The following is a 20,308-nucleotide window of genomic DNA, read 5'->3' on the forward strand; positions in this document are numbered from 1 at the left end:
GCCGATATAAGGCCGGTCGATTCCTCAGCTTCGAGACAGAACGGAAAGCTCAGCTCATGTGGCAAGATCTCAAGGCGCGGCTGGGTGGCCTTGTCCTCATCGCACTCGGGCTGGGCCTGGGCTGGTACTTCGTCCTGGGGCCGCTTCAGGAAGCTCGGCAGGGCGTGCCGGAAGTGCGGTATTTCCTCAAGATCTTCGCGATCGTGCCGCTTTGCATCATCTGCGGACTGGGTTTCGTCCTGTTCGGGGAGAGGCTCAAATATGCCGACGCTTCACGTCAGAACCTGACCGCGACCGGCTGGTTCATGTTCGTGCTCATCGCGGTGGCGACCGCGGCCGGCTTCTGGTGGTTCAAGGAGCAGTTCGCGGCGCTCGGCTATCGCTGAGCGTTGAAGAACGAATGGCCGCCTCGCCCATGCGGGCGGCCAAATCCAGGCGACAGGCTTCAGCAAGCAGACAGATCCAACGGCGCGCTCACACTGCGGCGATGCAGTCGATCTCGATGTCGAACGGCCCGAACCAGGCCGGCACGCAGAGAAAGATGCGGGCTGGCGGGTCCTTGGGAAAGTAGCGCGCATAGACCGCGTTCACGGCCGCGAACTGTTCGACTGAGGTGCAATAGACATTGCATTTCAGCACATTCTCCAGCGACGAGCCGGCGGTTTCGAGACAGAGTTTCATCTGGTCCAGGACGATCTCGGTCTGGCGTTCGACCGAGGCCTGGAGGATCTCGCCGGTCGCCGGATCGAAGGGCGGAATGCCGGAGAGATAGAGCGTGTCGCCATGGCGGACCAGTGTCGAGACCGGCACCTTCAGGCGCTCGCCCCAGCTCGAGAACGGTTCGACGCGGATGATTTCTCGTTTCATGGGGCGGCTCCGAGCCTTGCTTTCGGGGGTGTCTTGCGTTCGGGGAATTCTTGCGTTCCGGGGTATCTTGCGTTCCGGCGCTGTTGTGCAGAGCTTAGAGGAAACCGGCGTCGTTGCGACGCCGAACGCTACGGCCTGCGCCGAAGGATGGGAGATCGATCATGACCGCAGAGGACAACCAGCGCATCGTTCTGGCCTCCCGCCCCACCGGCCGGCCGCGCCCGAGCGATTTCCGGCTTGAGCACGCCGCGATTCCTACGCCGGCTGACGGACAAGTGCTGTTGCGTATCCTCTATCTCTCGCTCGACCCCTATATGCGCGGGCGGATGAGCGCTGCGAAATCCTACGCCGCGTCCGTCGAGATCGGCCAGGTCATGGAAGGCGGCACGGTCGCGGAGGTGCTGGAGAGCCGCCATCCCGACTTCAAGCCCAGCGATATCGTGCTCTCCCATTCCGGCTGGCAGTCCCATGCGGTGGCTGGCGGCCCTCATCTGCGCAAGCTCGATCCCACTGTGGCGCCTGTTACGACAGCGCTGGGTGTGCTCGGCATGCCGGGTTTCACCGCCTATGCCGGCCTTTTGACGATCGGCCAGCCCAAGCCGGGCGAGACCGTGGTCGTGGCGGCGGCGAGCGGGCCGGTCGGCTCTGCCGTCGGCCAGATCGCCCGGATCAAGGGCGCTCGCGCCGTGGGCATCGCCGGCGGCGAGAGGAAATGCGCCTTCATCCGCGAGACCTTCGGCTTCGATGCTGTCATCGATCACAGCGCTCCCGATTTTGCGGCGCAACTGGCGGCGGCCTGTCCCGGTGGCGTCGACGTCTATTTTGAGAATGTCGGCGGCAAGGTCTGGGACGCGATCTTTCCGTTACTGAATACGTTTGCCCGGATCCCGGTCTGCGGCCTTGTCGCCCAGTACAACAGCGAGGGCGATTTCGAAGGACCCGACCGGCTGCCGGTCGTCATGCGCCAGGTGCTGTCCAAAAGCCTGACGATCCGTGGCTTCATCCAGCGCGAATTCGTCGCGCAGCGCCCGGCTTTCGAACAGGAGATGCCGCGCTGGATCGCTGACGGCGCGTTGAAATACAAGGAGGACATCGTCGAGGGGCTGGCCAATGCGCCCGAGGCCTTCATCGGCCTGCTCGAGGGTCAGAATTTCGGCAAGCTGATCGTCAAAATTTGAGAGCCGCCCGACGGGACATCTCTCAAGCGACCTTCATATCGTCCACGGATTGACTACAGGCACGCCAGCCGCTTCGAAGCGGGTGGTGTCGCGCGTTGCAACGGTCAAACTGTGAGCTGCCGCGATCGCCGCGATGTAGCCATCGACGGTGGCGATCGCCTTGCCGTTCGCGCGCGCCTTTGCGCGCAGGGATGCGTAGGCGCTTGCGGCTGAGATGTCGAAAGCCAGAATGCGGCCCTCGAACAGAGGCAATACGTCCCGCTCCAACCGTGTCTGAAGCTGGCTCCTGCGCCGTCCGGCGGGAAGCGCAGCAATCCCGAACAGAAGCTCCGCGAGCCCGATTGCCGACAGGCAGAGCGTTTCGATGGCCTGCGCATCGAGCCAGCGCAGCACTGCTGGGTCTGGGTTTGCCTTGAGCGGCTCGGAGACGACGTTGGTGTCGAGCAAGATCATTCGAAGCGCATCGGCTCGGAGATCGATCTGTCTCGAAGGCCATCCGTTTCGAAACCGCCAATCTCCTGGCCGATCTCGGCGAGTAACGAGCCGAGCTTGACGGGGGCGGGCGAACTGACCGCGGCATCGAGAATGAGCCGAATCTCCGCTTCTGTGCTGCGGCCGTGACGAGCCGCCCGCAGTTTCAGCGCCCGGTGGGTTTCCGCAGAGAGCTGGCGAACGGTGACGGATGGCATTGTCAGCATCCTTTCCGATAATATCAATGCTATCATTATATCATCAATGATTGCATTGTCGATCCCACTATCCTGGGCGCGGCCCCCTTGACCCTGCCTCATTCAGATGGCCATCAACATCCGCCCGTCCACCGGACCCTTTGCCCATGCCCGTCTTCGCCATTCCCTTCCCGGTGATCGACCCGGTTGCGCTGTCGATCGGCCCGCTTACGGTGAAGTGGTACGGGCTCGCCTATGTCGCGGGTCTGCTCGGCGGCTGGTGGTATTCGCGCCGGCTGGTCTCGGCTGATCCGCTTTGGGCCGGGAGGTCGCGGCCGAAGGCGGAAGAGCTCGACGACATGATATTGTTCGTGGCGCTCGGTGTCGTGCTCGGTGGGCGGCTCGGCTTCGTGTTGTTCTACGATCTGCAGCGCTATCTCTCCCGCCCGCAGGACATCATCGCGATCTGGCAGGGCGGCATGTCCTTCCATGGCGGACTGCTTGGAGCGGCGACCGGCCTGTGGCTGTTTGCGAAACGGCGCGGCTATCCGGTGCTGGCGATGTTCGATCTCGCCTCCGCCGTCGTGCCGATCGGTTTGTTCCTCGGCCGCATCGCCAATTTCATCAATGCCGAGCTTTGGGGGCGGCCGGCGCCCGGGCTGCCCTGGGGCATGGTCTTCCCCAATGCCGGGCCGCTGCCGCGCCATCCGAGCCAGCTCTACGAGGCTTTTGCGGAGGGCCTGCTGCTGTTTATCCTGCTCGCGCTGGTCGTGAGGCTTGGCGGCTTGAAGCGGCCGGGGCTGGTCGCTGGCGTCTTCGGCATGGGCTATGCGGTTGCGCGCATCGTCTGCGAGTTCTTCCGCGAGCCCGATCCGCAGCTCGGCTTCCTGTTCGGCGGCAATGTCGACGCGCTGAGTGGCGGCGTCACCATGGGCATGCTGCTCTCGCTGCCGCTCTTCCTCGCCGGACTCGCGCTGGTGCTGCGGGCGAGGCGCGCCCATCAGACGTCAGCCGGCTCTAGCGCGTGAGTGCGCTCAAGGCCGAGCTTGCCGGCCTGATCCGTGAGGAGGGACCGATCAGCGTCTCGCGCTACATGGCGCTCTGCCTCGGCCACCCCAGCCATGGCTACTATATGAAGCGCGATCCCTTCGGCGCGCAGGGTGATTTCACGACCGCGCCCGAGATCAGCCAGATGTTCGGCGAGCTGATCGGGCTCTGGGCGGCGCATGTCTGGCAAGCGATGGGCGCGCCGGCCTCGCTGCGATTGATCGAGCTCGGGCCGGGGCGCGGCACGCTGATGGCCGACGTCCTGCGCGCGACGAAAATCGTTCCCGGCTTTCGCGAGGCTGCCTCTGTCCACCTCGTCGAGACCAGCCCGGCGTTGCGCGAAGTGCAGGCGCGAACACTGGCAGGATTGGCCGCACCGGTCTGGCATGACGGCATCGCGACGGCGCTGGATGGCCCGGTGCTCGTCCTCGCCAATGAATTCCTCGACGCACTGCCGCTCGACCAGTTCGTGATGACGCCGCAGGGCTGGCGCGAGCGTCTGGTCGGGCTCGATGCAGCGGGCGAACTGGGCTTTGGCCTGTCGACGGTCGACGCCGGGCCGTCGCCGGCTGCGCCGCAGGGCGCGTTTCTCGAGCAGCCGCTTGCGGCGCTCGATATCGTCGCAGTGCTTGCCCGTCATCTTGCCGAGGCAGGCGGGGTGGCGCTGCTGATCGATTATGGCTCAATCCGGTCCGGCTTTGGCGACACGCTCCAGGCGATGAAGAGCCACGCCTTCACGCCGCCGCTCAGCGAGCCGGGCGAGGCCGATCTTACCGTCCATGTCGATTTTGCGCGTGTGGCGCAGGCCGGCCTGTCGTCGGGCGCAGCGGCGCATGGTCCTGCGACCCAGCGTGATTTCCTGCTGGCGCTGGGCTTGGGCGCGCGCGCGCAGGCGCTGTCGCACAAGGCCAGCCGCGACCAGGGGGCGGCGATCTCTGCCGCTTTCGACCGTCTCACCGAACAGGGCGCGACCGGCATGGGCGAATTATTCAAGGTTTTGGCGCTATCGCATCGGAACCTGCCGCCGCTGCCCGGATTTGACCTTCATCGGCTGCCAGAGCAGGCCTGAAGCCCGCTGCCCTAGAGCTCACTCTTCGATGAGAGACGGATTCAGATTTTGGATGGGATCACTCTGTGGTTCCATCCAAAATCATCCGGCTCCAGCAGATGCAACCGGATCCGACGATGTTCATCACCTCCCCCGATCTCGCCAATGAAACCGGCATCCGCCACGCCTTCTTCACCCGCGAGGGTGGCGTCTCGACCGGGATCTTCGCGTCGCTGAATGGCGGTCTGGGCTCGTCGGACGAGCCTGCGGCCATCGTCGAGAACCGGGCGCGCATGGCGGCCCATCTCAAGGTCGCGCCCGATCATCTGGTCAGCCTCTACCAGGTGCATTCGGCCGATGTTGAGGTCGTGACCGGTCCCTGGCCGGGCGAAAAACCCAAGGCGGACGCGATGGTGAGCGCGGCCCATGGCGTTGCGCTCGGGGTGTCGAGCGCCGATTGCGGGCCGATCCTCTTCGCCGATAGCGAGGCGCGCGTCATCGGCGCGGCGCATTCCGGCTGGAAGGGCGCCTTCACCGGCGTCGTCGCCGCGACGGTGACGGCGATGGAGAAGCTCGGGGCAAGGCGCGAGCGCATCCTGGCCGTGCTTGGCCCGACGATCAGCGCCAAGGCCTATGAGGTCGGTCCCGAATTCGTCGAGCGCTTCAAGGCCATGAATCCGACCTATGCGCGCTTCTTCGCGGCCTCGGAGCGGCCGGCCCACGCCATGTTCGATCTGCCCGCCTTCATCGGGCTTCGGGCGCAGGAAGCCGGCATCGGCCGCTTCGTCGATCTCGGCCTTTGCACCTATAGCGACGAGCAGCGCTTCTTCAGCTATCGCCGCACGACTCACCGCTCGGAGGCGGATTATGGCCGGTTGATTTCGGCGATCACGCTCGATTGACCGGTAAGGGCGAGTATTTTCCCTTGTTTCGATCAGGAGTTGCATAGATTCGCGGACGGAGTCATCGTTCCCGTGCCACGTGGGGTGGCATCTTGGGGGGAACATGGAACAGATCTTGATGAACCTCGTCGCCGGAGCCATCGGCGGAAACGCAGCGGGCAAGGCCACTCCGACCTTCGATCTCGGCACATTGGGCAATACCATCTCCGGCCTCGTCGGCGGCGGCGTCCTCGGCCAGATCATTCCGCTCGTCCTGCCAGCCCTCGCAACGGCGGTGCAAGGCGGCAGCTTCAGCGTGGGCAGCATCGTCACCAACCTGATCGCCGGCGGCGCCGGCGGCGCCATCCTGACCGCCATCATCGGCGCAGTGAAGAACAAGGCGGCCTGAGCCGCCTGCGGCGGCTGGTCTGGCGGGCTGCCGCTGGAAAGATACGAGGCTGATTTTATCCGACACGAGAGCAATTTCCGATCCGATTGGATCGGAAATTGCTCTTTTTACGCGTTTTCTTCACGCGAACCGGTAGCCACTTCGCTCGAAAACGCTCTAACGCAGCAAGGGCGCGCTCCCAGAGTCCATAACAGCCTCTCGATTGGGCGCGCCCTTGTTTCGTCGTACCGAAGGATCGTAGCTTCGTTTGCCTCCAACGAGTTGAGACAAGCATGCCCCGCTCCATCGATTATTATTTCACGCTGCTCTCGCCCTGGACCTATCTCGGTCACTCCGCTTTCGTCGCGATGGCGCGGCGGCATGGCTGCACGGTCGTGTACAGGCCGACGCCGCTGCGCATGGTTTTCGACGAGACCGGCGGCCTGCCTTTGCCGAAGCGTCATCCGGTGCGCCAGCGCTATCGCATCCTCGAACTCCAGCGCTGGCGCGAAAAGCGCGAGCTGCCGCTGGTGCTCTATCCGCAGCATTTCCCATTCGACGTCTCGCTGGCGGACCGGGTCGTGATCGCGATTCGGGAAGCGGGGGGCGATCCTTCCGTTTTCGTGGGAGAGGTGCTCGCCGGCGTCTGGGCGCGGGATGAGGATTTGTCGCAGCGGGATCTGATCGCCGGTATCGCCGATGCGGCGGGCTTCAATGGTGCCGCTCTGCTTGAGACCGCCGACAGCGAGGCCGTGCTTCAGATCTATGCGGCGACGATCAACAGCGCCATCACCGCTGGCGTCTTCGGCGCGCCGAGCTATGTGCTGGATGGCGAGGTGTTTTGGGGGCAGGACCGCCTCGAATTGCTGGACGATGCCTTGAGTAGCCAGCGCGCGGCCTATCGCGACGATGCGCAGGTCTGAATCCGTCTCTCATTATGTGATAGAGAACGCGTTGTCCGATCAGGTTGCATCGCAACCTGATCGGCGCGTGCCCTAGCGGCGCGCGGGCGGATGCTCAGCTGACGATATCGGGCGTACGCCAGCCGAGATGCTGGCCGGCGTCGACCGCGATCATCTGTCCGGTCACCGAGCGTGCCCGGGCGAGGTAGAGCACGGCCTCGGCGATCTCCGCCGCGTCGACCTTGTGCCGGAGCAGGGTTCCGGCGATCTCCGCTTCCATCAGCGCGGCGCCATCATGCGAATTGGGCAGGGTCGGGCCGGGGCCGACGGCGTTGACGCGGATATGCGGCGCCAGCGCCTGAGCCATGGTCTGCGTCGCCGTCAGCAGGGCGGCTTTGCTCAGGGTGTAGGAGTAATATTGCGGCGTCAGTTTCCAGACGCGCTGGTCGATGATGTTGATGATCGCGCCATCGGTCCCGGCGGGCAGGCGGTTGGCCATTGCGCCGGCGAGCACCGAAGGCGCGCGCAGATTGATCGAGAACTGCCGGTTCCAGGTCGGCACGTCGATGGTGCGGACATCGTCGAGCAGGAAGCTTGATGCGTTGTTGACGAGCAGGGTGACCGGGCCGAGCACCGCCTCTACCGCTGGCAGAATCGCTTCGACAGCAACGGGATCGGCAAGGTCGGCGGGAATCACACAGGCCTGGACGCCTTGTGCCACCAGGCTGGCGGCCAGCGCGTCCGCCTCCTCGCGTGCGCTGCTGCAATGGATCGCGACGACATAGCCCGCCTCCGCCAGGCGCTCGACGATGGCGCGGCCGATCCGCTTCGCGCCCCCGGTGACCAGTGCGACCTCAGCCATCGCGGCCATCCGCGGGTTTCGTTGAGGCGCGACGTTGCAGCCGCCGCTCCCAATGCTTGGCGACGCGGAGATAACGATAGAAGGCGTAGTTCATCGCCGTCATGAAGCCGTAGACGCCGCGCAGCGCATGGCGACGGCCGATATAGGCCTTGATGAAGTTGGCGGGAAATTCTGCGACGAGCCGGAACACGGACAAGGTCGCGTTGCGCCGGTCGAGATCGTCGGCCTGCGCGTCGCTATAGCCGTTGAGCTTGTCCATCTGCTCGCCGAGCGACCGGACGGAATAGTGATGCACCGTGCCCTTCAGCCGCGCGACGCGGGCATCCGGCGCAAGATCGACGCGGTCATGGACCGGTGAGGGCGAATAGCGGCCCTTCGCCTTGCGGTAGAGCCGCACCGGCGAAAGCGCGTAAGCGAAGCGATGCGGCGCGGGCTCGCCGGGGAAGATCTCAGCGATGCGCAGCTTATAGGCGTCGGCGGCGGGCTGGCCCTGGCTGAAGAGCTCCGCGATCTCGGTCGCGAGATCGGCCGGCACGACTTCGTCGGCATCGAGATTGAGCAGCCAATCATGGCGGCAGAGATCCTCGGCGAAGCGCTTCTGCGGGCCGTAACCCGGCCAGGGATTAAAGACGACGCGCGCGCCGAGGCCTTCGGCGATGGCCTGGGTGCCGTCTGTCGAGCCGGAATCGACCACGAGGATGTCGTCGCTCAGCGCGCGAACAGCCTCAATTGTCCGTGCGATGCGATCGGCCTCGTCGCGCGTGATGATGAAAATCGAAAGAGGCGGCACCCGCGGTATCTCATTCTGTGATTGGTCGTTTCCGGCTTAAGCACGCGTCGCCGATACCGGCAAGCGGGTCGGTGAGAGCCCTGCGCCAGGAGCAGTGGAACCTTACGACAAGACCGGCGCTATGCGTTTGGAAGGGTGGGGCGTTTCAAAAGTGTATTAGTATTCAATTTACTATTCAGCGTGCTTTAACAGTGATTAATCTGGATTAATGCTTTTGCCGTAGTCATCCCCATTCGTGCCGCATTTCTGCCTCGGTCTGCAAGCCTGATGTGCTTCCAACGCAACAGACAAAGGCGCGGGATCGTCTTATATACGGTTCATCGAATTCACCCGCCGCGCCTCAAGCCGGCACTAGCGACGACTAAGGAGTATACCATGAAGAACTATCTGCTTTCGAGCGTCGCGGCTCTGGGCCTCGTCGCCGCCGGCGCCGCCTCCGCCGCTGACCTGCCGTCCCGCAAGGGCCCGGTCGTTGCCCCGATCTACGCTCCGATCTTCACCTGGACCGGCTTCTACGTCGGTGTGAACGCCGGCTACGGCTTCGGCAACTATGACGTCAAGGGCGCCGCCACCAACACGCTCGGCGATCCCGATGGCTTCGTCGGCGGTGGTCAGATCGGCTACAACTACCAGATCGGCCAGATCGTTCTCGGCCTCGAGACCGACCTGCAGTACTCGGACATGAAGTCCAGCCGCGTGAACACGATCGGCGGCACCAACAAGGGCGAGCTCGAGTACTTCGGCACCGTCCGCGGTCGCGTCGGCTATGCCATGGACCGGTTCCTGCCCTACGTCACCGGCGGTTTCGCCTATGGCCAGAACAAGATCACGGTCAGCGGTCTCGGCCTCTCCACCTCCGACGACGCCACGCATTACGGCTACACCGTCGGTGCTGGTCTGGAATACGCCTTCACCAACAACCTGACCGCCAAGGTCGAATATCTCTACACGGACCTCGGCGAGAAGCGCTACTTCACCAACGCTGGCGTCGGCACCAAGGTCAGCAACGACTTCTCGGTCATCCGCGCCGGCCTGAACTACAAGTTCTAGTCTCAATCCCCTCACGGGGCTTGATGAACCCGGTGGCTTCGGCCACCGGGTTTTTTGTTGTCTGGAGCGCTGTCGTGTTCGGGCTTGCGTCATCCTGACACGCGCCTCGGAAGGCGAGGGTCTAAGACGGAAAACGCGCCGTCATCCCGGATGACAGCGCGTTTTCAGCAGAAGACAGGCCGCGTTTGCGGCGCCGAGTCGCGGGGTCGTTCAGCCCTTGAAGCGGGTCGCCTCGAAGGCCGGCACCTTCGCCGCGAAGGCATCGAGCCAGGCGACAAGCGCCGGATACTCGGCGCGCCATGTCCCGGCGAAGCGCAGATCGAGATAGCCGAGCGCGCAGGCGAGCGCGATCTCGCCGATGCGCGGCCGGTCGGGATAGGCGGGAGGCGTGACTTCCAGGGCGATGAGCGCCCGCGAGACCTTGCCCGCCTGATTGGCGACCCATGCCGCGTTGCGGCCTTCCTCGGGACGGAAGCGGGTCTCATAGACTTGCAGCAGCGCCGCGTCGCAGATGCCGTCGGCCAGCGCCTGCAGGCGCTGTTGCGGGAACCTGGCCTCACCGGCCGGGATGATTTTGCCGCCACCGGCGAGATGGTCGAGATAGTCGACGATGACGCGCGAATCAAACAGCGTCGTGCCGTCCTCCAGCACCAGCGTCGGGATCTTGCCGAGCGGGTTCTGCTGGCGCAGCGGGTCGGCCGGGTCGTTGGTGTCGGCGGCGACGATCTCGATTGTGTCCATCAGGCCGAGTTCGAGCGCGGCGATCTTGACCTTGCGGCCGAAGGGAGAGGCGGGCGAGGAGCGCAAGGTCAGCATCGGTCGTATCCTGGTCGTGGGAGAAAGGCAGGCAAAGGGGTTGGTCAGCCGTCCGGGCGGATCGGCTCGCAAAGGTAGCGTGGGCTCGGCCCCTGCGCGAGACGTTCGGTCAAGGCAGGCAGCAAAATCGCGGCCTCCTCCGCCAGTTTCCAGGGCGGATTGACGACGAGCAGGCCCGTCGCGCTCAGGCCTCCGGCGGCTTCGGGGCGATCGACATCGATCTCGAGGCGCAGCAGCCGCCCGATGCCCGCAGCCAGGATGGCGCTGGTGAGATTGGCGACGGCGACGCGGTCCTTGACCGGATACCAGAGCGCATAGATCCCGTTGGGCCATTTGCGGTGAGCGGCGATGAACTCCGCCTCCAACGTCGCGAATTCGTCCTTCTCCTCGAAGGGCGGGTCGATCAGCACGAGGCCGCGTCGTTCCTTCGGCGGCACATTGGCGCGCAGGACGTTCCAGCCGTCGATCGCCAGCGCCTTGCAGCGCGAATCGCGCCCGAGTACGGCGGCGAGCTTCTTATGCGTGTGCTCGTGCAGTTCGGCTGCGATCAGACGGTCGTCGGCGCGCATGGCGTGGCGGCAAAGCCAGGGCGAGCCGGGATAGGCGTCCGCGCCATAAAGCGCGCGCGCTCCGGCAAGCGCATTGCGCCAGGGCTTCAGCAGCTCTTCGACGGCCGGCGATAGCGGCGAACGGTCGATCCGGGCGACGCCGTCCTTCCACTCATGGGTGCGCAGCGCTTCTTCCGAGCCGAGATCGTAGCGGCCGGCTCCGGCGTGGGTGTCGATGACGCGATAGGGCGTGTCCTTGGCGTTCAGATGCGCCAGGATGCGTGTCAGCATGACATGCTTGAGGACGTCGGCGAAATTTCCGGCGTGGAAGCCGTGACGATAGTTCATCGCGCGCTCTTACGCGGGTTTTGCGTCCGTGTCAGCGCCAGTGAGATCGTCGGCTTCGCCTCCTCGCAATGACGACTCAGCGCGGCGCGACGACAGTGATGTCGCGGGTGCGGCAGCCGGAACGATCGACCTCCTGGCAGGTCTGGAAATTGCGCAGATCCTTGCTGAAGCAGATGCGCACCTCCTGCAGCACGCCGCGCTTGCAGCCGACCGACATCATATCGGTGCGCAAGCCCGGATTGGCGGCCACAAAAGCGCGCTCGATGTCGAGCGCCGTCCAGTTCTGGTCGCTATCGGCTTTCGCCAGGGTGGGCGGGATCGCGACCTTGTCGCGGGCGCGGCGGATATCGGCGAAATAGTCGCTCGGGCTCGAGCCCGAGCAGGTGCCGTGCTTGCGCCATTCATAGCGGGCGAGGCTTTCGCTCGGGAATAGGCCTTGCGCCTGGTCGAACACCATGCGCGACGGGGTGCGGCCGGACGGGCCGCAATCGCTGGGGTAGCCGCGCTCATATTGCGGCCACAGGCCATGCACGACGAAGCGCAGATTGGCGCCGCTGGCGCATTGCTCGCGATTGCGGTCGCTGCCGCCGTCGAGTTCGCAGAAGCCCGGCGACCAGGACAGCGCCAACACATAGAAATCGAAATCGCCAGGCTCGGCGCCGCGGTTGTTGCGGCCTTGCGCCAGTGCCGGCAGGCCAGAAAGAATCAGGCCGGTAAGGAGCGTGGCGATGAGGCGCAGCATGGTCATGGCGCGCGGTCAGCCGTTCAGGGCCGCGCCATCTTGCAGTCCGGCGCATAGGAGCGATGCCGGTCGAGCCCGTTGACACACCAGTTGACGTTCCAAGTGTAGCCGAACAGGCCGAGGCTCTGGCGCACGGAATAATCGACGCGGTGCAGGCTGCCATCGTTCAGCGCGACGCGCCCGGTGCAGAAGCGGCGCGGGATGAAGTCATCGCCCCAGGGCCTGAAGGCGACAGGCGCGATGCGGTCATAGGTCACGACCTGGAGCGGCCCCCAGAACTTGGCCTCGCGCGAGTTGAACCAACTGCTGAGCTGGCCCAGCACCGCAGGATCCTCGCAGGCCGGCAGATTGCCGTCCATCGGGATGACACGGTTCTCGGCGATGTCGGACGGCGCGACATGCCGGCGGCTCGATGCCTCGGCAGGCAGTACAGCCGTCAGGCAAGCGAGAGAGAGCAGGGCGGTTCGCAGCAAAGCGCGGCGCATGGGAGCAAAGCCTCGTGCAGGTGGGCGAGATTATGGTGCACGATGGCTGGCGGCGGAGTCGGGGTCAAGGCGCTCGCATGCGCATTGGGCCTGCTGGGCATGCGCTGTTGCATTTCGATCCGGTCTGGCGCGGCCGGGCCGGATCGTGGCAACTTCGTCAAGTGCGCAGGAGGATGGAATGACCGCGACCTTCGATGATCCCACGGCCCGGATCGAGGATCCGGCCGAGTTGCGGAGCCATGTGGGAGCGGTCGCTCCGCTCGCCGAACGCAAGGTCTTGAATCATCTCGACCAGTTCTGCCGCGACTTCATCGCGCTCTCGCCCTTTCTCGTGCTGGCGAGCGCGGACGAGGCCGGGCGCGCCGATGCCAGCCCGCGCGGTGATGCGCCCGGATTCGTCCGCGTGCTGGACGACAACACCCTGCTGATCCCGGACCGGCGCGGCAACAATCGGGTCGACAGTTTCGCAAACATCCTGTCGGCGGCCGGCGTCGGCCTGATCTTCATGGTGCCGGGCATCAGCGAGACCTTGCGCGTGAATGGACCGGCACGGGTGACGCGCGACCCGGCGCTGCTGGAGCCGTCGACGGTTCAGGAACGGCCACCGACGACCGGGCTCCTGGTCGCGGTCGAGGAGGCATTCTTCCATTGCGGGAAGGCGCTGATCCGCTCGAAGCTCTGGGACCCGGCATCGCAGGTCGAGCGCGGCAGCTTCCCGACGCTTGGCCGCATCGTCGCGGAGCAGACCAAAGTGATCGGAGTCGCGGAGCTGGAGGCGACCCTGGACGAGGGTTATCGCACCCGGTTGTATTGAGGGATGCCGGACGAGCGTGGTCTCCGGGCCGCGTGCGATGCGCCCCGGAGCTTTGTGCTGTTCGTCAGCGGCGGCTGCGCGAACGGATCTGGTAGGCGTCGTAATTGAACTCGGCGACCTGTTGCCAGAGCAATTGCTCGTTGCGATACGCCATCATGTGGTCATGCAGCTTCTTGAACATCGGGTTCTTGGCGCCGATCTCTTCGTAGAGTTCGCTCGCCGCCTTGGCGCAGGCATCCAAGATCTCGGGCGAGAAAGCCCGCAACTGCGTACCCGACGCGATCAGACGCCTGATCGCAGCGGGGTTGACGTCGTCATATTTGGCGATCGTCAGGGAATTGGCCTGATGCGCGGCGGCGACGAAGATCGCCTTGTCGGTGGCGCTGAGTTCGTTCCATTTCGACCGGTTGATCATCAACAGGATGGCCGATGCGCCTTCCCACCAGCCGGGGTAGTAATAATAGGGCGCGACACGGCTGAAGCCGAGCTTCTCGTCGTCATAGGGCCCGACCCATTCCGCTGCGTCGATGGTGCCGCGTTCCAGCGCCGGATAGATGTCGCCGGCGGCGATCTGCTGGGGCACGGCGCCGAGCTTCGCGATGACCTGGCCGGCGAGGCCGCCGATCCGCATCTTGAGGCCCTTGAGATCGTCGACCGTTTTGATCTCCTTGCGAAACCAGCCGGCCATCTGGGCATTGGTGTTGCCGATCGGCAGGCCGATCACGTTGAACTGAGCCAGCAGTTCATTGAAGAGCGCGAGCCCGCCACCCTGGAAGAACCAGGCATTCTGTTGGCGCGTGTTGAGGCCGAAGGGGACTGCCGCGCCGAAGGCGAAGGACGGATCCTTGCCGACATAGTAAAACGAGGCGGTGTCGCAGCATTCGACGGTGCCGTTCTGGACGGCGTCGAGCGCCTGTAGGCCCGGGACGATTTCGCCCGACGCGAAATGCTGGAGCTGGATGCGGCCTCCCGACATGTCCGAGACGGCCTTGAGGAAGATGTCGCCAGCTCCGAAGACGGCGTCGAGCGCCTTCGGGTAGCTCGACGCCATCCGCCAGTTGACCGCTGCCGCGGTCTGCTGGGTCTGGGCCGAAGCGGCCGCCGTGGCGAGGGCCGCACCTGCGCCGGCCAAGCCCCCCACAAGCATATCACGTCTGTTGGTCATCTCGATCTTCTCCCTTTCTCGGCCCTTCAGGTCTTGGTGTCGGCGGGCCTTGTGCTCGACGGTGCGCAGGCCGATATGGCCCGCGCGGTATGCGACGGAGGGGCTCAGCCGAAGGAGGCCTCCAGCATGGCGGCATAATCGGCGGCGCTTGCGGCGCGCGGGTTGGTCGCGCTCGAATGGTCCTTGGTCGCCGCCTCGGCGATGGCGGGAATCACGCCATGCGGCAACCCCATCTCCGAAAGGCTTCCCGGCATGCCGAGATGCCTGACCAGATCGGCGATCCAGGCCGCAAGATCGGTCTCGGCCGGCAGGCCGAGCGTGGCGCGGATCATGGCGTATTTCGCTTTTGCTTCCGGCTCGTTGAAGCGCAGCACCGCTGGCAGCAGCACGGCGTTCAGCGTACCGTGATGCAGCGAGACCTCCTTCAGCCCGCCAAGCGGGTGGGAGAGTGCATGCACGGCCCCCAGCCCCTTCTGGAAGGTCAGGCCGCCCTGAAGAGCCGCCATCATCATTTCCTTGCGGGCTTCGCGGTCGGAGCCGTCCTTGACCGCGCGCGCAATGAAGGCGACCGCGCGCTTCAGGCCATCGAGCGCGATCGCCTCAGCCGGGGGATTCTCACGCGGGCTGAGATAAGTCTCGATGCAATGGGTGATCGCATCCATGCCCGTGGCGGCTGTGAGCCAAGCGGGGAGCCCCAGCGTCAACTCGGGGTCGCAGATCGCCAGCCGCGGGATCAGATGGGGCGAGATGAAGCCGAGCTTGCGCCCGTCGTCGAGCGTTACCAGTGCGGCGCGGCCAACCTCGCTGCCGGTGCCGGCGGTCGTCGGCACCGCAACGACTGGAGCTACAGCGGGCGTGATCCTGCCGATGCCGCCGAGAATCGCCGCATAGGTCTCTAGTTTGCCGTCATGGGTCGCGAGCAGGGCGACGGCCTTGGCGAGATCGATCGGCGAGCCGCCGCCGATCGCGACAAGGCCATCGCAGCCATGCTGCCGGTAGATGGCCAAAGCGGCGAGCGTCGCGCCCTCGGTGGGGTTGGTCGGCGTTGCGTCGAAAAGGGGGGCCGCTGCGAGCAGGGGCGAGTGCGCGCAGATGCCGGAAATCAGTCCGGCGCCGACGATTCCCTTGTCGGTGACGATCAACGGTCTGGTGATGCCGAGCCCGGCAAGATCGGCCTCGATGCCGGCGATTTCGCCAAAACCGAATTTCACGGACGTGAGATAGGTGATCAAAGCCATGATGGTCCTCGCCAGGTGTCTGCGACCATGCGCATGGTCTACGCTGCCCTGCCGGGCTTTGGTCTTACCGGTATGGCCACGAATTGACATGCGTCACCGGTGCCGTCAACGGCTATGATGGGATGAGGGGGGAGAGGACCATGCGCGTCGAGAAGGACAGGCGGCCGGTCACCACTCAGCTGGTCCAGCAGATCCGTCGTCTGATGGCCGAGACCGGGCTGAAACCGGGCGACCGCGTTCCACCGCAGCGCGAGTTGGCGCAGCGGCTGGGCGCGAGCCGGCCGACCGTGCGCGAGGCGGTCCTGCAACTGGAGGGAATGGGCCTGATCCGGATAGAGCCGGCCCGCGGCGCCTTCGTCGCTGAGGGCTTCGACCGGCCCGACGCCGACCTCACGGGCTGGACCTTCGAGCAGCGCTTCTCCGAGGTTGAAATCTACCAGCTTCGCTTTGCGCTGGAGGGCTTCACGGTCAAGCTCGCCGCGCGCCATGCCTCGCAGGACGATATCGCTCGCCTCTCCCAACTGAACGAGGCGATGCGCGAAGCGATCGAGCAGGCTCGATTCCTCGATGCGATGGAATGTGATTTCGCGCTGCACATGGCCATCGCCGAGATCGCGGGCAACCGCTCTATCAGCGACATTATAGGCCTTTACCGGCCGATCATCACCCGGACCCAGCGGCCGCCGGTCCTGGAACCCGGTCGCCTGTCAGAGGCTTTCAACGAACATGGCGCCATCCTGCGCGCCCTGAGCCGGCGCGATGGAGAAACCGCCGCCATCGCGATGCGCCATCATATCGTGCAGTCTTCGGACCGGATGAAGGTGCCCTTCATCGCGAGCTGAGGTCAGGCGAGGAGGAGATTTCGACCTCCTTCGCAACGAGCTGCGTCGCCGTACGGCGTTCGAGCAGGAGCAGGGCAAGCCCGGCCGCGACGATCAGGGCCGAGCCGAACAGCATCGCCGGCGTCGGCCAGTCGCCGAAGACGAGCCAGCCGAAGAGCAGCGCCCAGACGATCAGCGTGTACTGATAGGGCACGACGACCGAGGCCTCGGCGAGCTTGAGCGAGCGCGTGACGAAGAGATGCGCGACCATCGCGACGACGCCGAGCAGGCCAAGAAGCGCGGCATCGGTCAGCGTCGGCGTGACCCAGCCGAAGGGCAGCAGGACAAGCCCCATGATCAGCGCGCCCAGCGTCTGCCAGGCGACGAGGGTGACGTCGGGTGTACCGCGTAATTGCCGCCCGGCGATCATCATCGCCGCGAACAGGAGGCTGCCGGCGAGCGCGATCAGAGCCGGCAGCGAGAGGCTCGCACTGGTCGGATTGAGCGCGATCGCGACGCCGATGAAGCCGGCCGCAGCGGCAAGCCAGCGCGCGGCGTCGACGCGCTCGCCGAGCAGGAGCGCCGCCAGCACCACGACCCAGACCGGGGCCGCGAGCCAGATCGTCATCGTGTCCGCCAGCGGCAGATAGGAGACGGCGAGATAAAACAGCGCGACCTCGCCGGAGCCGAAGAGCACGCGCAGGAGCTGAAGGCCCGGTCGTTCGGGCCTGAGCGTGCGCATCACGCCCTGCTTGAAGACGAAAGGCAGCAACAAGGCGAGCCCGGCAGCGCTGCGCAGCAGCAGCACCTGGCCGACCGAATAGGTGGCGACCAGCCATTTCCCCATCACGTCGTTGAGCGAGAACATCAGGATGCCGATGAGCATCATGACGATGCCGTTCAGGGTCGCGTTTCGTGAAGGCATGGCGGACGGCAGGCAGCTCCGGAGCGGGGCCGCTGCTTTGGCGCAGAGACGGGCTCAGCGCAATCCTGCGGTGCAGCATGGCGCATGCGCATTCGATGACGATATTTTATTATTGACTTAATTAAGTAAATGACGAATTATCGGGGCATGGATCGTTTCGCCGCCCTCGCCGAGCCCACACGCCGCAGCATCGTCGAGATGCTGGGGCAGGGCGCACTGTCTGCAGGCGAGATCGGGGCGCGGTTCAAGGTCAGCGCACCGGCGATCTCGCAGCATCTCAAGGTGCTGAAGGAGGCCGGGCTGGTCAGGGTCGAGGTCAGCGGCCAGCGCCGCATCTACCGGCTCGATCCCGCGGGGCTCGACGAGTTCGACGCCTGGGTGCGCAAGGTTCGCGGCTTCTGGGGGCCGAAACTCGACGATCTGGAGCAAGAACTGGCGAAAGCCGAGAAACAAGAACTGGCGAAAGCCGAGACAACGAAGGGAGAGAGCGATGCAAATAGCGACACATGAGTATGGCGTGGTTCTGGAAAGCGGCGCGGTGCGCTTCGAGCGGCTGCTGCCGGGCCCGATCGAGCGGGTCTGGGCTTATCTGGTCGAGGGCGACAAGCGCGCGACCTGGTTCTGCGGCGGCGAGACCGAGCCGCGGATCGGCGGCCATGTCGCGTTGTTCTTCAAGCATTCCCAGATCACCAAGGAGCCGCCGCCCGAAGGCGCCCGCAAGATGAACGACGAGGGCGCGCTGATGGGTGGCACGATCACCGCATGGGAGCCGCCGCATCGCTTCGCCTTCAACTGGGTCGGCATGGGCGATCCCGACTCGGACGTCGAATTCGTGCTGTCGCAGGCCGGCGACAAGGTCCGCCTCGTGCTGACGCATCGCAGGCTCGCGACGAAGGACCGGATGGCGATGGTCTCCAGCGGCTGGCACCTGCATCTGGGCCTGCTCGAGGACCAGCTCACGGGGGCGAAGCCACGCGGGTTCTGGTCGCTGCATGAGGCGCTGAAGGCGGAGTATGTGGAGCGGCAGAAGGGCGCGGAGGCGTAGGGAGCGATCCTCGGCTTAAGGCGTCTCAGGAGCGGTCCGGCGGGATGCCGGGCCGCTTCGCGTCGCGCGAGGTGGGTTTGCGAGCCGTTGCGGACACGGTTTCGAATCAGTCGCAGCGGCCGGGCCATGGAAGATTCTGCCGTCTACGCCGGCAGAAGTCCCGCCGCGCGATAGCTGTCGATCAGCCCGTCATAGAGAGAAAGATCCGAGCGGCTCCTCGCAATCAGTTGGGCGCCGACGATTGCCGCGAAGATGGCGCGAGCTCGCCCTTCACTCTTCTCGGATCCGACGATGGCGGCTGCGGATAGGAGCCTGCTCAGCCAAGCCACATTGACATCGGCAAAGGTCTGGACCTCTTTTTTCACCGCGCCCGGAAGGCCGTCATATTCGGCGGCCATGAAGCTGCAGAGGCAGATGCGATTGTCGTTCTCGAGCGCCTTGCGAAAAATATCGGGATATTGGCGCAGGCAGCGGATCGGATCCGAGGTTTCGGCCAGCATAGACTCGAGACCTGCAGCTGTGTCCTCCCAGTAGCGTCTCGCTACTGCCGCGCCGAGATCGGCCTTGCTCGGGAAATGATAATGGATGCTAGCGGCCTTGATGCCCACGTCTTCCGCGAGTTCGCGGAAGTTCAAGCCGCCATAGCCATGCGCCTGCGCAGTCCTTCTGGCGGCCGCCAGGATGGCCTCCCGAGAGCTTGAACTCATTTCGCTTCCTCACTGCTCCGCAGCTAGTTGCCTACCAAGTGACAGATAGGCGTTGACCGGCGAAGTGTGAAGCTCTACGTAGTCGTCTACCAAGTGACAGGTAGACAAAAGGAAGCGGCGATGAAGATTTACGATTGGTCCACCGGGCCTTACCCCGCCCGCGTCCGCATCGCTTTGGCCGAGAAAGCGCTCCGATCGCGCGTCCAGTTCGTGTCGGTCGATCTCTGGAAAGGCGAGCACAAGACGCCCGAATTCCTCGCCAAGAACTATTCGGGCACGCTGCCGGTGCTCGAACTCGAGGACGGGACCTTCATTGCCGAGTGCACCGCCATTACTGAATACCTCGACGCGCTTGATGGGGCTCCGACGCTCACCGGCAGAACACCGCGCGAAAAGGGCTTGATCCATATGCTGAGCAAGCGCGCCGAGCTGGAGTTGCTTGACGCCGTCAGCGTTTACTTCCACCACGCCACACCGGGGCTTGGACCCGATGTCGAGATTTATCAAAACGCCGAGTGGGGCTTCCGTCAGCGCGACAAAGCCCTGAAAGGCATGCACTATTTCGATGGCATCCTGAAAACACAGCCATTCGTCGCCGGTGAGGCCTTCTCGATGGCGGACATCACGGTCATAGGCGGCTTGATCTTTGCCGGGCTCGTGGAGCTGCCGGTGCCTGCGGAGTGCGAGGCTCTTCAAGCCTGGTACGCAAGGATGCAGGAGCGTCCCAGCGTAAAGAACCGGGTGACGATGTCAGAGCCGGCCGCGGCGTCTGTTTGAAATCTGTTGTCTGAACGGGTCTATCGGCACGCAGCAGCACCTGCGACGGCCCCCGGCCCCGCGCATTCCCTTGGACACGCATAAAGGCAGAGCTGAAGCTCTCGCGGCCGGTGGCCAGCGGGGCTTTCGGTGTGGGCGCGCTCCCCTTCCCCCCCTGGCGGGGGAAGGTGGATCGGCGAAGCCGAGACGGATGAGG

Annotated in this window: 26 protein-coding genes; 13 read left to right on the forward strand and 13 right to left on the reverse strand. The window is 64.9% G+C overall.

Features of this window, described 5'->3' with window-relative positions; genetic code table 11:
• Positions 1-56: 56 nt before the first annotated feature.
• Positions 57-386, forward strand: coding sequence for a hypothetical protein (locus RMR04_RS07480; protein ID WP_311913869.1), 330 nt, complete (start codon positions 57-59; stop codon positions 384-386).
• An 88-nt stretch (positions 387-474) separates the two neighbouring features.
• Here RMR04_RS07480 and RMR04_RS07485 read toward each other — a convergent pair whose 3' ends face one another.
• Positions 475-867: a RidA family protein gene (locus RMR04_RS07485; protein ID WP_311913870.1), complete on the reverse strand. Its 393-nt coding sequence runs from the start codon at positions 865-867 to the stop codon at positions 475-477.
• A 161-nt stretch (positions 868-1,028) separates the two neighbouring features.
• Here RMR04_RS07485 and RMR04_RS07490 point away from each other — a divergent pair, with 161 nt between their 5' ends.
• Positions 1,029-2,045, forward strand: coding sequence for an NADP-dependent oxidoreductase (locus tag RMR04_RS07490; protein WP_311913871.1), 1,017 nt, complete (start codon positions 1,029-1,031; stop codon positions 2,043-2,045).
• A gap of 33 nt (positions 2,046-2,078) precedes the next feature.
• On the opposite strand, the gene RMR04_RS07495 is transcribed toward RMR04_RS07490, so the two are convergent.
• Together RMR04_RS07495 and RMR04_RS07500 are read right to left on the reverse strand one after the other, a co-directional pair.
• Positions 2,079-2,498 (reverse strand): type II toxin-antitoxin system VapC family toxin, encoded by a 420-nt coding sequence (locus tag RMR04_RS07495; RefSeq protein WP_311913872.1) that lies wholly within the window; start codon positions 2,496-2,498, stop codon positions 2,079-2,081.
• Complete coding sequence (locus RMR04_RS07500; protein WP_311913873.1) at positions 2,495-2,734, reverse strand: FitA-like ribbon-helix-helix domain-containing protein; 240 nt, start codon at positions 2,732-2,734, stop codon at positions 2,495-2,497. The genes RMR04_RS07495 and RMR04_RS07500 overlap by 4 nt, the downstream gene beginning before the upstream one ends.
• A 146-nt stretch (positions 2,735-2,880) precedes the next feature.
• Here RMR04_RS07500 and lgt point away from each other — a divergent pair, with 146 nt between their 5' ends.
• The 5 genes from lgt to RMR04_RS07525 all read left to right on the forward strand — a co-directional run bounded on the left by lgt (position 2,881) and on the right by RMR04_RS07525 (position 7,000).
• Entirely contained in the window at positions 2,881-3,741 is an 861-nt protein-coding gene (gene lgt / locus RMR04_RS07505) for a prolipoprotein diacylglyceryl transferase (RefSeq protein ID WP_311913875.1), read from the forward strand.
• Positions 3,738-4,829: a class I SAM-dependent methyltransferase gene (locus RMR04_RS07510; protein WP_311913877.1), complete on the forward strand. Its 1,092-nt coding sequence runs from the start codon at positions 3,738-3,740 to the stop codon at positions 4,827-4,829. The genes lgt and RMR04_RS07510 overlap by 4 nt, the downstream gene beginning before the upstream one ends.
• A 116-nt stretch (positions 4,830-4,945) precedes the next feature.
• Positions 4,946-5,710 carry a peptidoglycan editing factor PgeF gene (pgeF, locus tag RMR04_RS07515; RefSeq protein ID WP_311913878.1) on the forward strand — a complete coding sequence of 255 codons (765 nt, stop codon included), beginning with the start codon at positions 4,946-4,948 and terminating at the stop codon, positions 5,708-5,710.
• A gap of 103 nt (positions 5,711-5,813) precedes the next feature.
• The gene (locus RMR04_RS07520) at positions 5,814-6,098 is read left to right on the forward strand and encodes a hypothetical protein (RefSeq protein ID WP_311913880.1); all 285 of its coding nucleotides are present in this window, start codon (positions 5,814-5,816) and stop codon (positions 6,096-6,098) included.
• Positions 6,099-6,370: 272 nt separating this feature from the next.
• Positions 6,371-7,000, forward strand: coding sequence for a 2-hydroxychromene-2-carboxylate isomerase (locus RMR04_RS07525; protein WP_311913881.1), 630 nt, complete (start codon positions 6,371-6,373; stop codon positions 6,998-7,000).
• A gap of 94 nt (positions 7,001-7,094) precedes the next feature.
• Here the strand turns inward: RMR04_RS07525 and RMR04_RS07530 are convergent, their stop codons facing one another.
• Together RMR04_RS07530 and RMR04_RS07535 are read right to left on the reverse strand one after the other, a co-directional pair.
• Positions 7,095-7,841: an SDR family oxidoreductase gene (locus RMR04_RS07530; RefSeq protein ID WP_311913882.1), complete on the reverse strand. Its 747-nt coding sequence runs from the start codon at positions 7,839-7,841 to the stop codon at positions 7,095-7,097.
• Positions 7,834-8,631, reverse strand: coding sequence for a glycosyltransferase family 2 protein (locus tag RMR04_RS07535; protein ID WP_311913884.1), 798 nt, complete (start codon positions 8,629-8,631; stop codon positions 7,834-7,836). Before RMR04_RS07535 ends, RMR04_RS07530 begins: the two co-directional genes overlap by 8 nt.
• A 375-nt stretch (positions 8,632-9,006) precedes the next feature.
• On the opposite strand from RMR04_RS07535, the gene RMR04_RS07540 reads away from it, so the two are divergent.
• On the forward strand, positions 9,007-9,681 hold the full coding sequence (locus tag RMR04_RS07540) for an outer membrane protein (RefSeq protein ID WP_311913886.1): 675 nt from the start codon (positions 9,007-9,009) through the stop codon (positions 9,679-9,681).
• A gap of 210 nt (positions 9,682-9,891) precedes the next feature.
• Here RMR04_RS07540 and RMR04_RS07545 read toward each other — a convergent pair whose 3' ends face one another.
• From RMR04_RS07545 to RMR04_RS07560, 4 genes are all read right to left on the reverse strand, one after another.
• Positions 9,892-10,497 (reverse strand): glutathione S-transferase, encoded by a 606-nt coding sequence (locus RMR04_RS07545; RefSeq protein WP_311913888.1) that lies wholly within the window; start codon positions 10,495-10,497, stop codon positions 9,892-9,894.
• A gap of 44 nt (positions 10,498-10,541) precedes the next feature.
• Positions 10,542-11,393: a 23S rRNA (adenine(2030)-N(6))-methyltransferase RlmJ gene (locus tag RMR04_RS07550; protein ID WP_311913890.1), complete on the reverse strand. Its 852-nt coding sequence runs from the start codon at positions 11,391-11,393 to the stop codon at positions 10,542-10,544.
• Between the two features lie 76 nt (positions 11,394-11,469).
• Complete coding sequence (locus tag RMR04_RS07555) at positions 11,470-12,141, reverse strand: ribonuclease T2 family protein (protein ID WP_311913892.1); 672 nt, start codon at positions 12,139-12,141, stop codon at positions 11,470-11,472.
• Between the two features lie 17 nt (positions 12,142-12,158).
• Positions 12,159-12,620 (reverse strand): hypothetical protein, encoded by a 462-nt coding sequence (locus RMR04_RS07560; protein WP_311913894.1) that lies wholly within the window; start codon positions 12,618-12,620, stop codon positions 12,159-12,161.
• Positions 12,621-12,798: 178 nt separating this feature from the next.
• Between RMR04_RS07560 and RMR04_RS07565 the strand changes: the two genes are divergently transcribed.
• A complete protein-coding gene (locus tag RMR04_RS07565) occupies positions 12,799-13,434 on the forward strand; it encodes a pyridoxamine 5'-phosphate oxidase family protein (RefSeq protein WP_311913896.1) in 636 nt (211 codons plus the stop codon).
• A 64-nt stretch (positions 13,435-13,498) separates the two neighbouring features.
• Here the strand turns inward: RMR04_RS07565 and RMR04_RS07570 are convergent, their stop codons facing one another.
• Positions 13,499-14,599 carry a TRAP transporter substrate-binding protein gene (locus tag RMR04_RS07570; RefSeq protein ID WP_311913898.1) on the reverse strand — a complete coding sequence of 367 codons (1,101 nt, stop codon included), beginning with the start codon at positions 14,597-14,599 and terminating at the stop codon, positions 13,499-13,501.
• Positions 14,600-14,703: 104 nt separating this feature from the next.
• Positions 14,704-15,837: an iron-containing alcohol dehydrogenase gene (locus tag RMR04_RS07575; protein WP_311913899.1), complete on the reverse strand. Its 1,134-nt coding sequence runs from the start codon at positions 15,835-15,837 to the stop codon at positions 14,704-14,706.
• Between the two features lie 140 nt (positions 15,838-15,977).
• Here RMR04_RS07575 and RMR04_RS07580 point away from each other — a divergent pair, with 140 nt between their 5' ends.
• Complete coding sequence (locus tag RMR04_RS07580; protein ID WP_311913901.1) at positions 15,978-16,679, forward strand: FadR/GntR family transcriptional regulator; 702 nt, start codon at positions 15,978-15,980, stop codon at positions 16,677-16,679.
• Here the strand turns inward: RMR04_RS07580 and RMR04_RS07585 are convergent.
• Positions 16,666-17,583: a DMT family transporter gene (locus tag RMR04_RS07585; protein ID WP_311913903.1), complete on the reverse strand. Its 918-nt coding sequence runs from the start codon at positions 17,581-17,583 to the stop codon at positions 16,666-16,668. The two genes, RMR04_RS07580 and RMR04_RS07585, sit on opposite strands and share 14 nt — an antisense overlap.
• Positions 17,584-17,730: 147 nt before the next feature.
• On the opposite strand from RMR04_RS07585, the gene RMR04_RS07590 reads away from it, so the two are divergent.
• Positions 17,731-18,093, forward strand: a complete 363-nt coding sequence (locus RMR04_RS07590; RefSeq protein WP_311913904.1) for an ArsR/SmtB family transcription factor — start codon at positions 17,731-17,733, stop codon at positions 18,091-18,093.
• Complete coding sequence (locus RMR04_RS07595) at positions 18,074-18,628, forward strand: SRPBCC family protein (RefSeq protein WP_311913905.1); 555 nt, start codon at positions 18,074-18,076, stop codon at positions 18,626-18,628. The genes RMR04_RS07590 and RMR04_RS07595 overlap by 20 nt, the downstream gene beginning before the upstream one ends.
• Positions 18,629-18,771: 143 nt before the next feature.
• Here RMR04_RS07595 and RMR04_RS07600 read toward each other — a convergent pair whose 3' ends face one another.
• Positions 18,772-19,335: a TetR/AcrR family transcriptional regulator gene (locus tag RMR04_RS07600; RefSeq protein WP_311913906.1), complete on the reverse strand. Its 564-nt coding sequence runs from the start codon at positions 19,333-19,335 to the stop codon at positions 18,772-18,774.
• A 120-nt stretch (positions 19,336-19,455) separates the two neighbouring features.
• Between RMR04_RS07600 and RMR04_RS07605 the strand changes: the two genes are divergently transcribed.
• A complete protein-coding gene (locus RMR04_RS07605) occupies positions 19,456-20,112 on the forward strand; it encodes a glutathione S-transferase (protein WP_311913907.1) in 657 nt (218 codons plus the stop codon).
• Positions 20,113-20,308: the final 196 nt, after the last annotated feature.

Source organism: Bosea sp. 685 (assembly GCF_031884435.1).
In the GTDB taxonomy this organism is placed as follows: domain Bacteria; phylum Pseudomonadota; class Alphaproteobacteria; order Rhizobiales; family Beijerinckiaceae; genus Allobosea.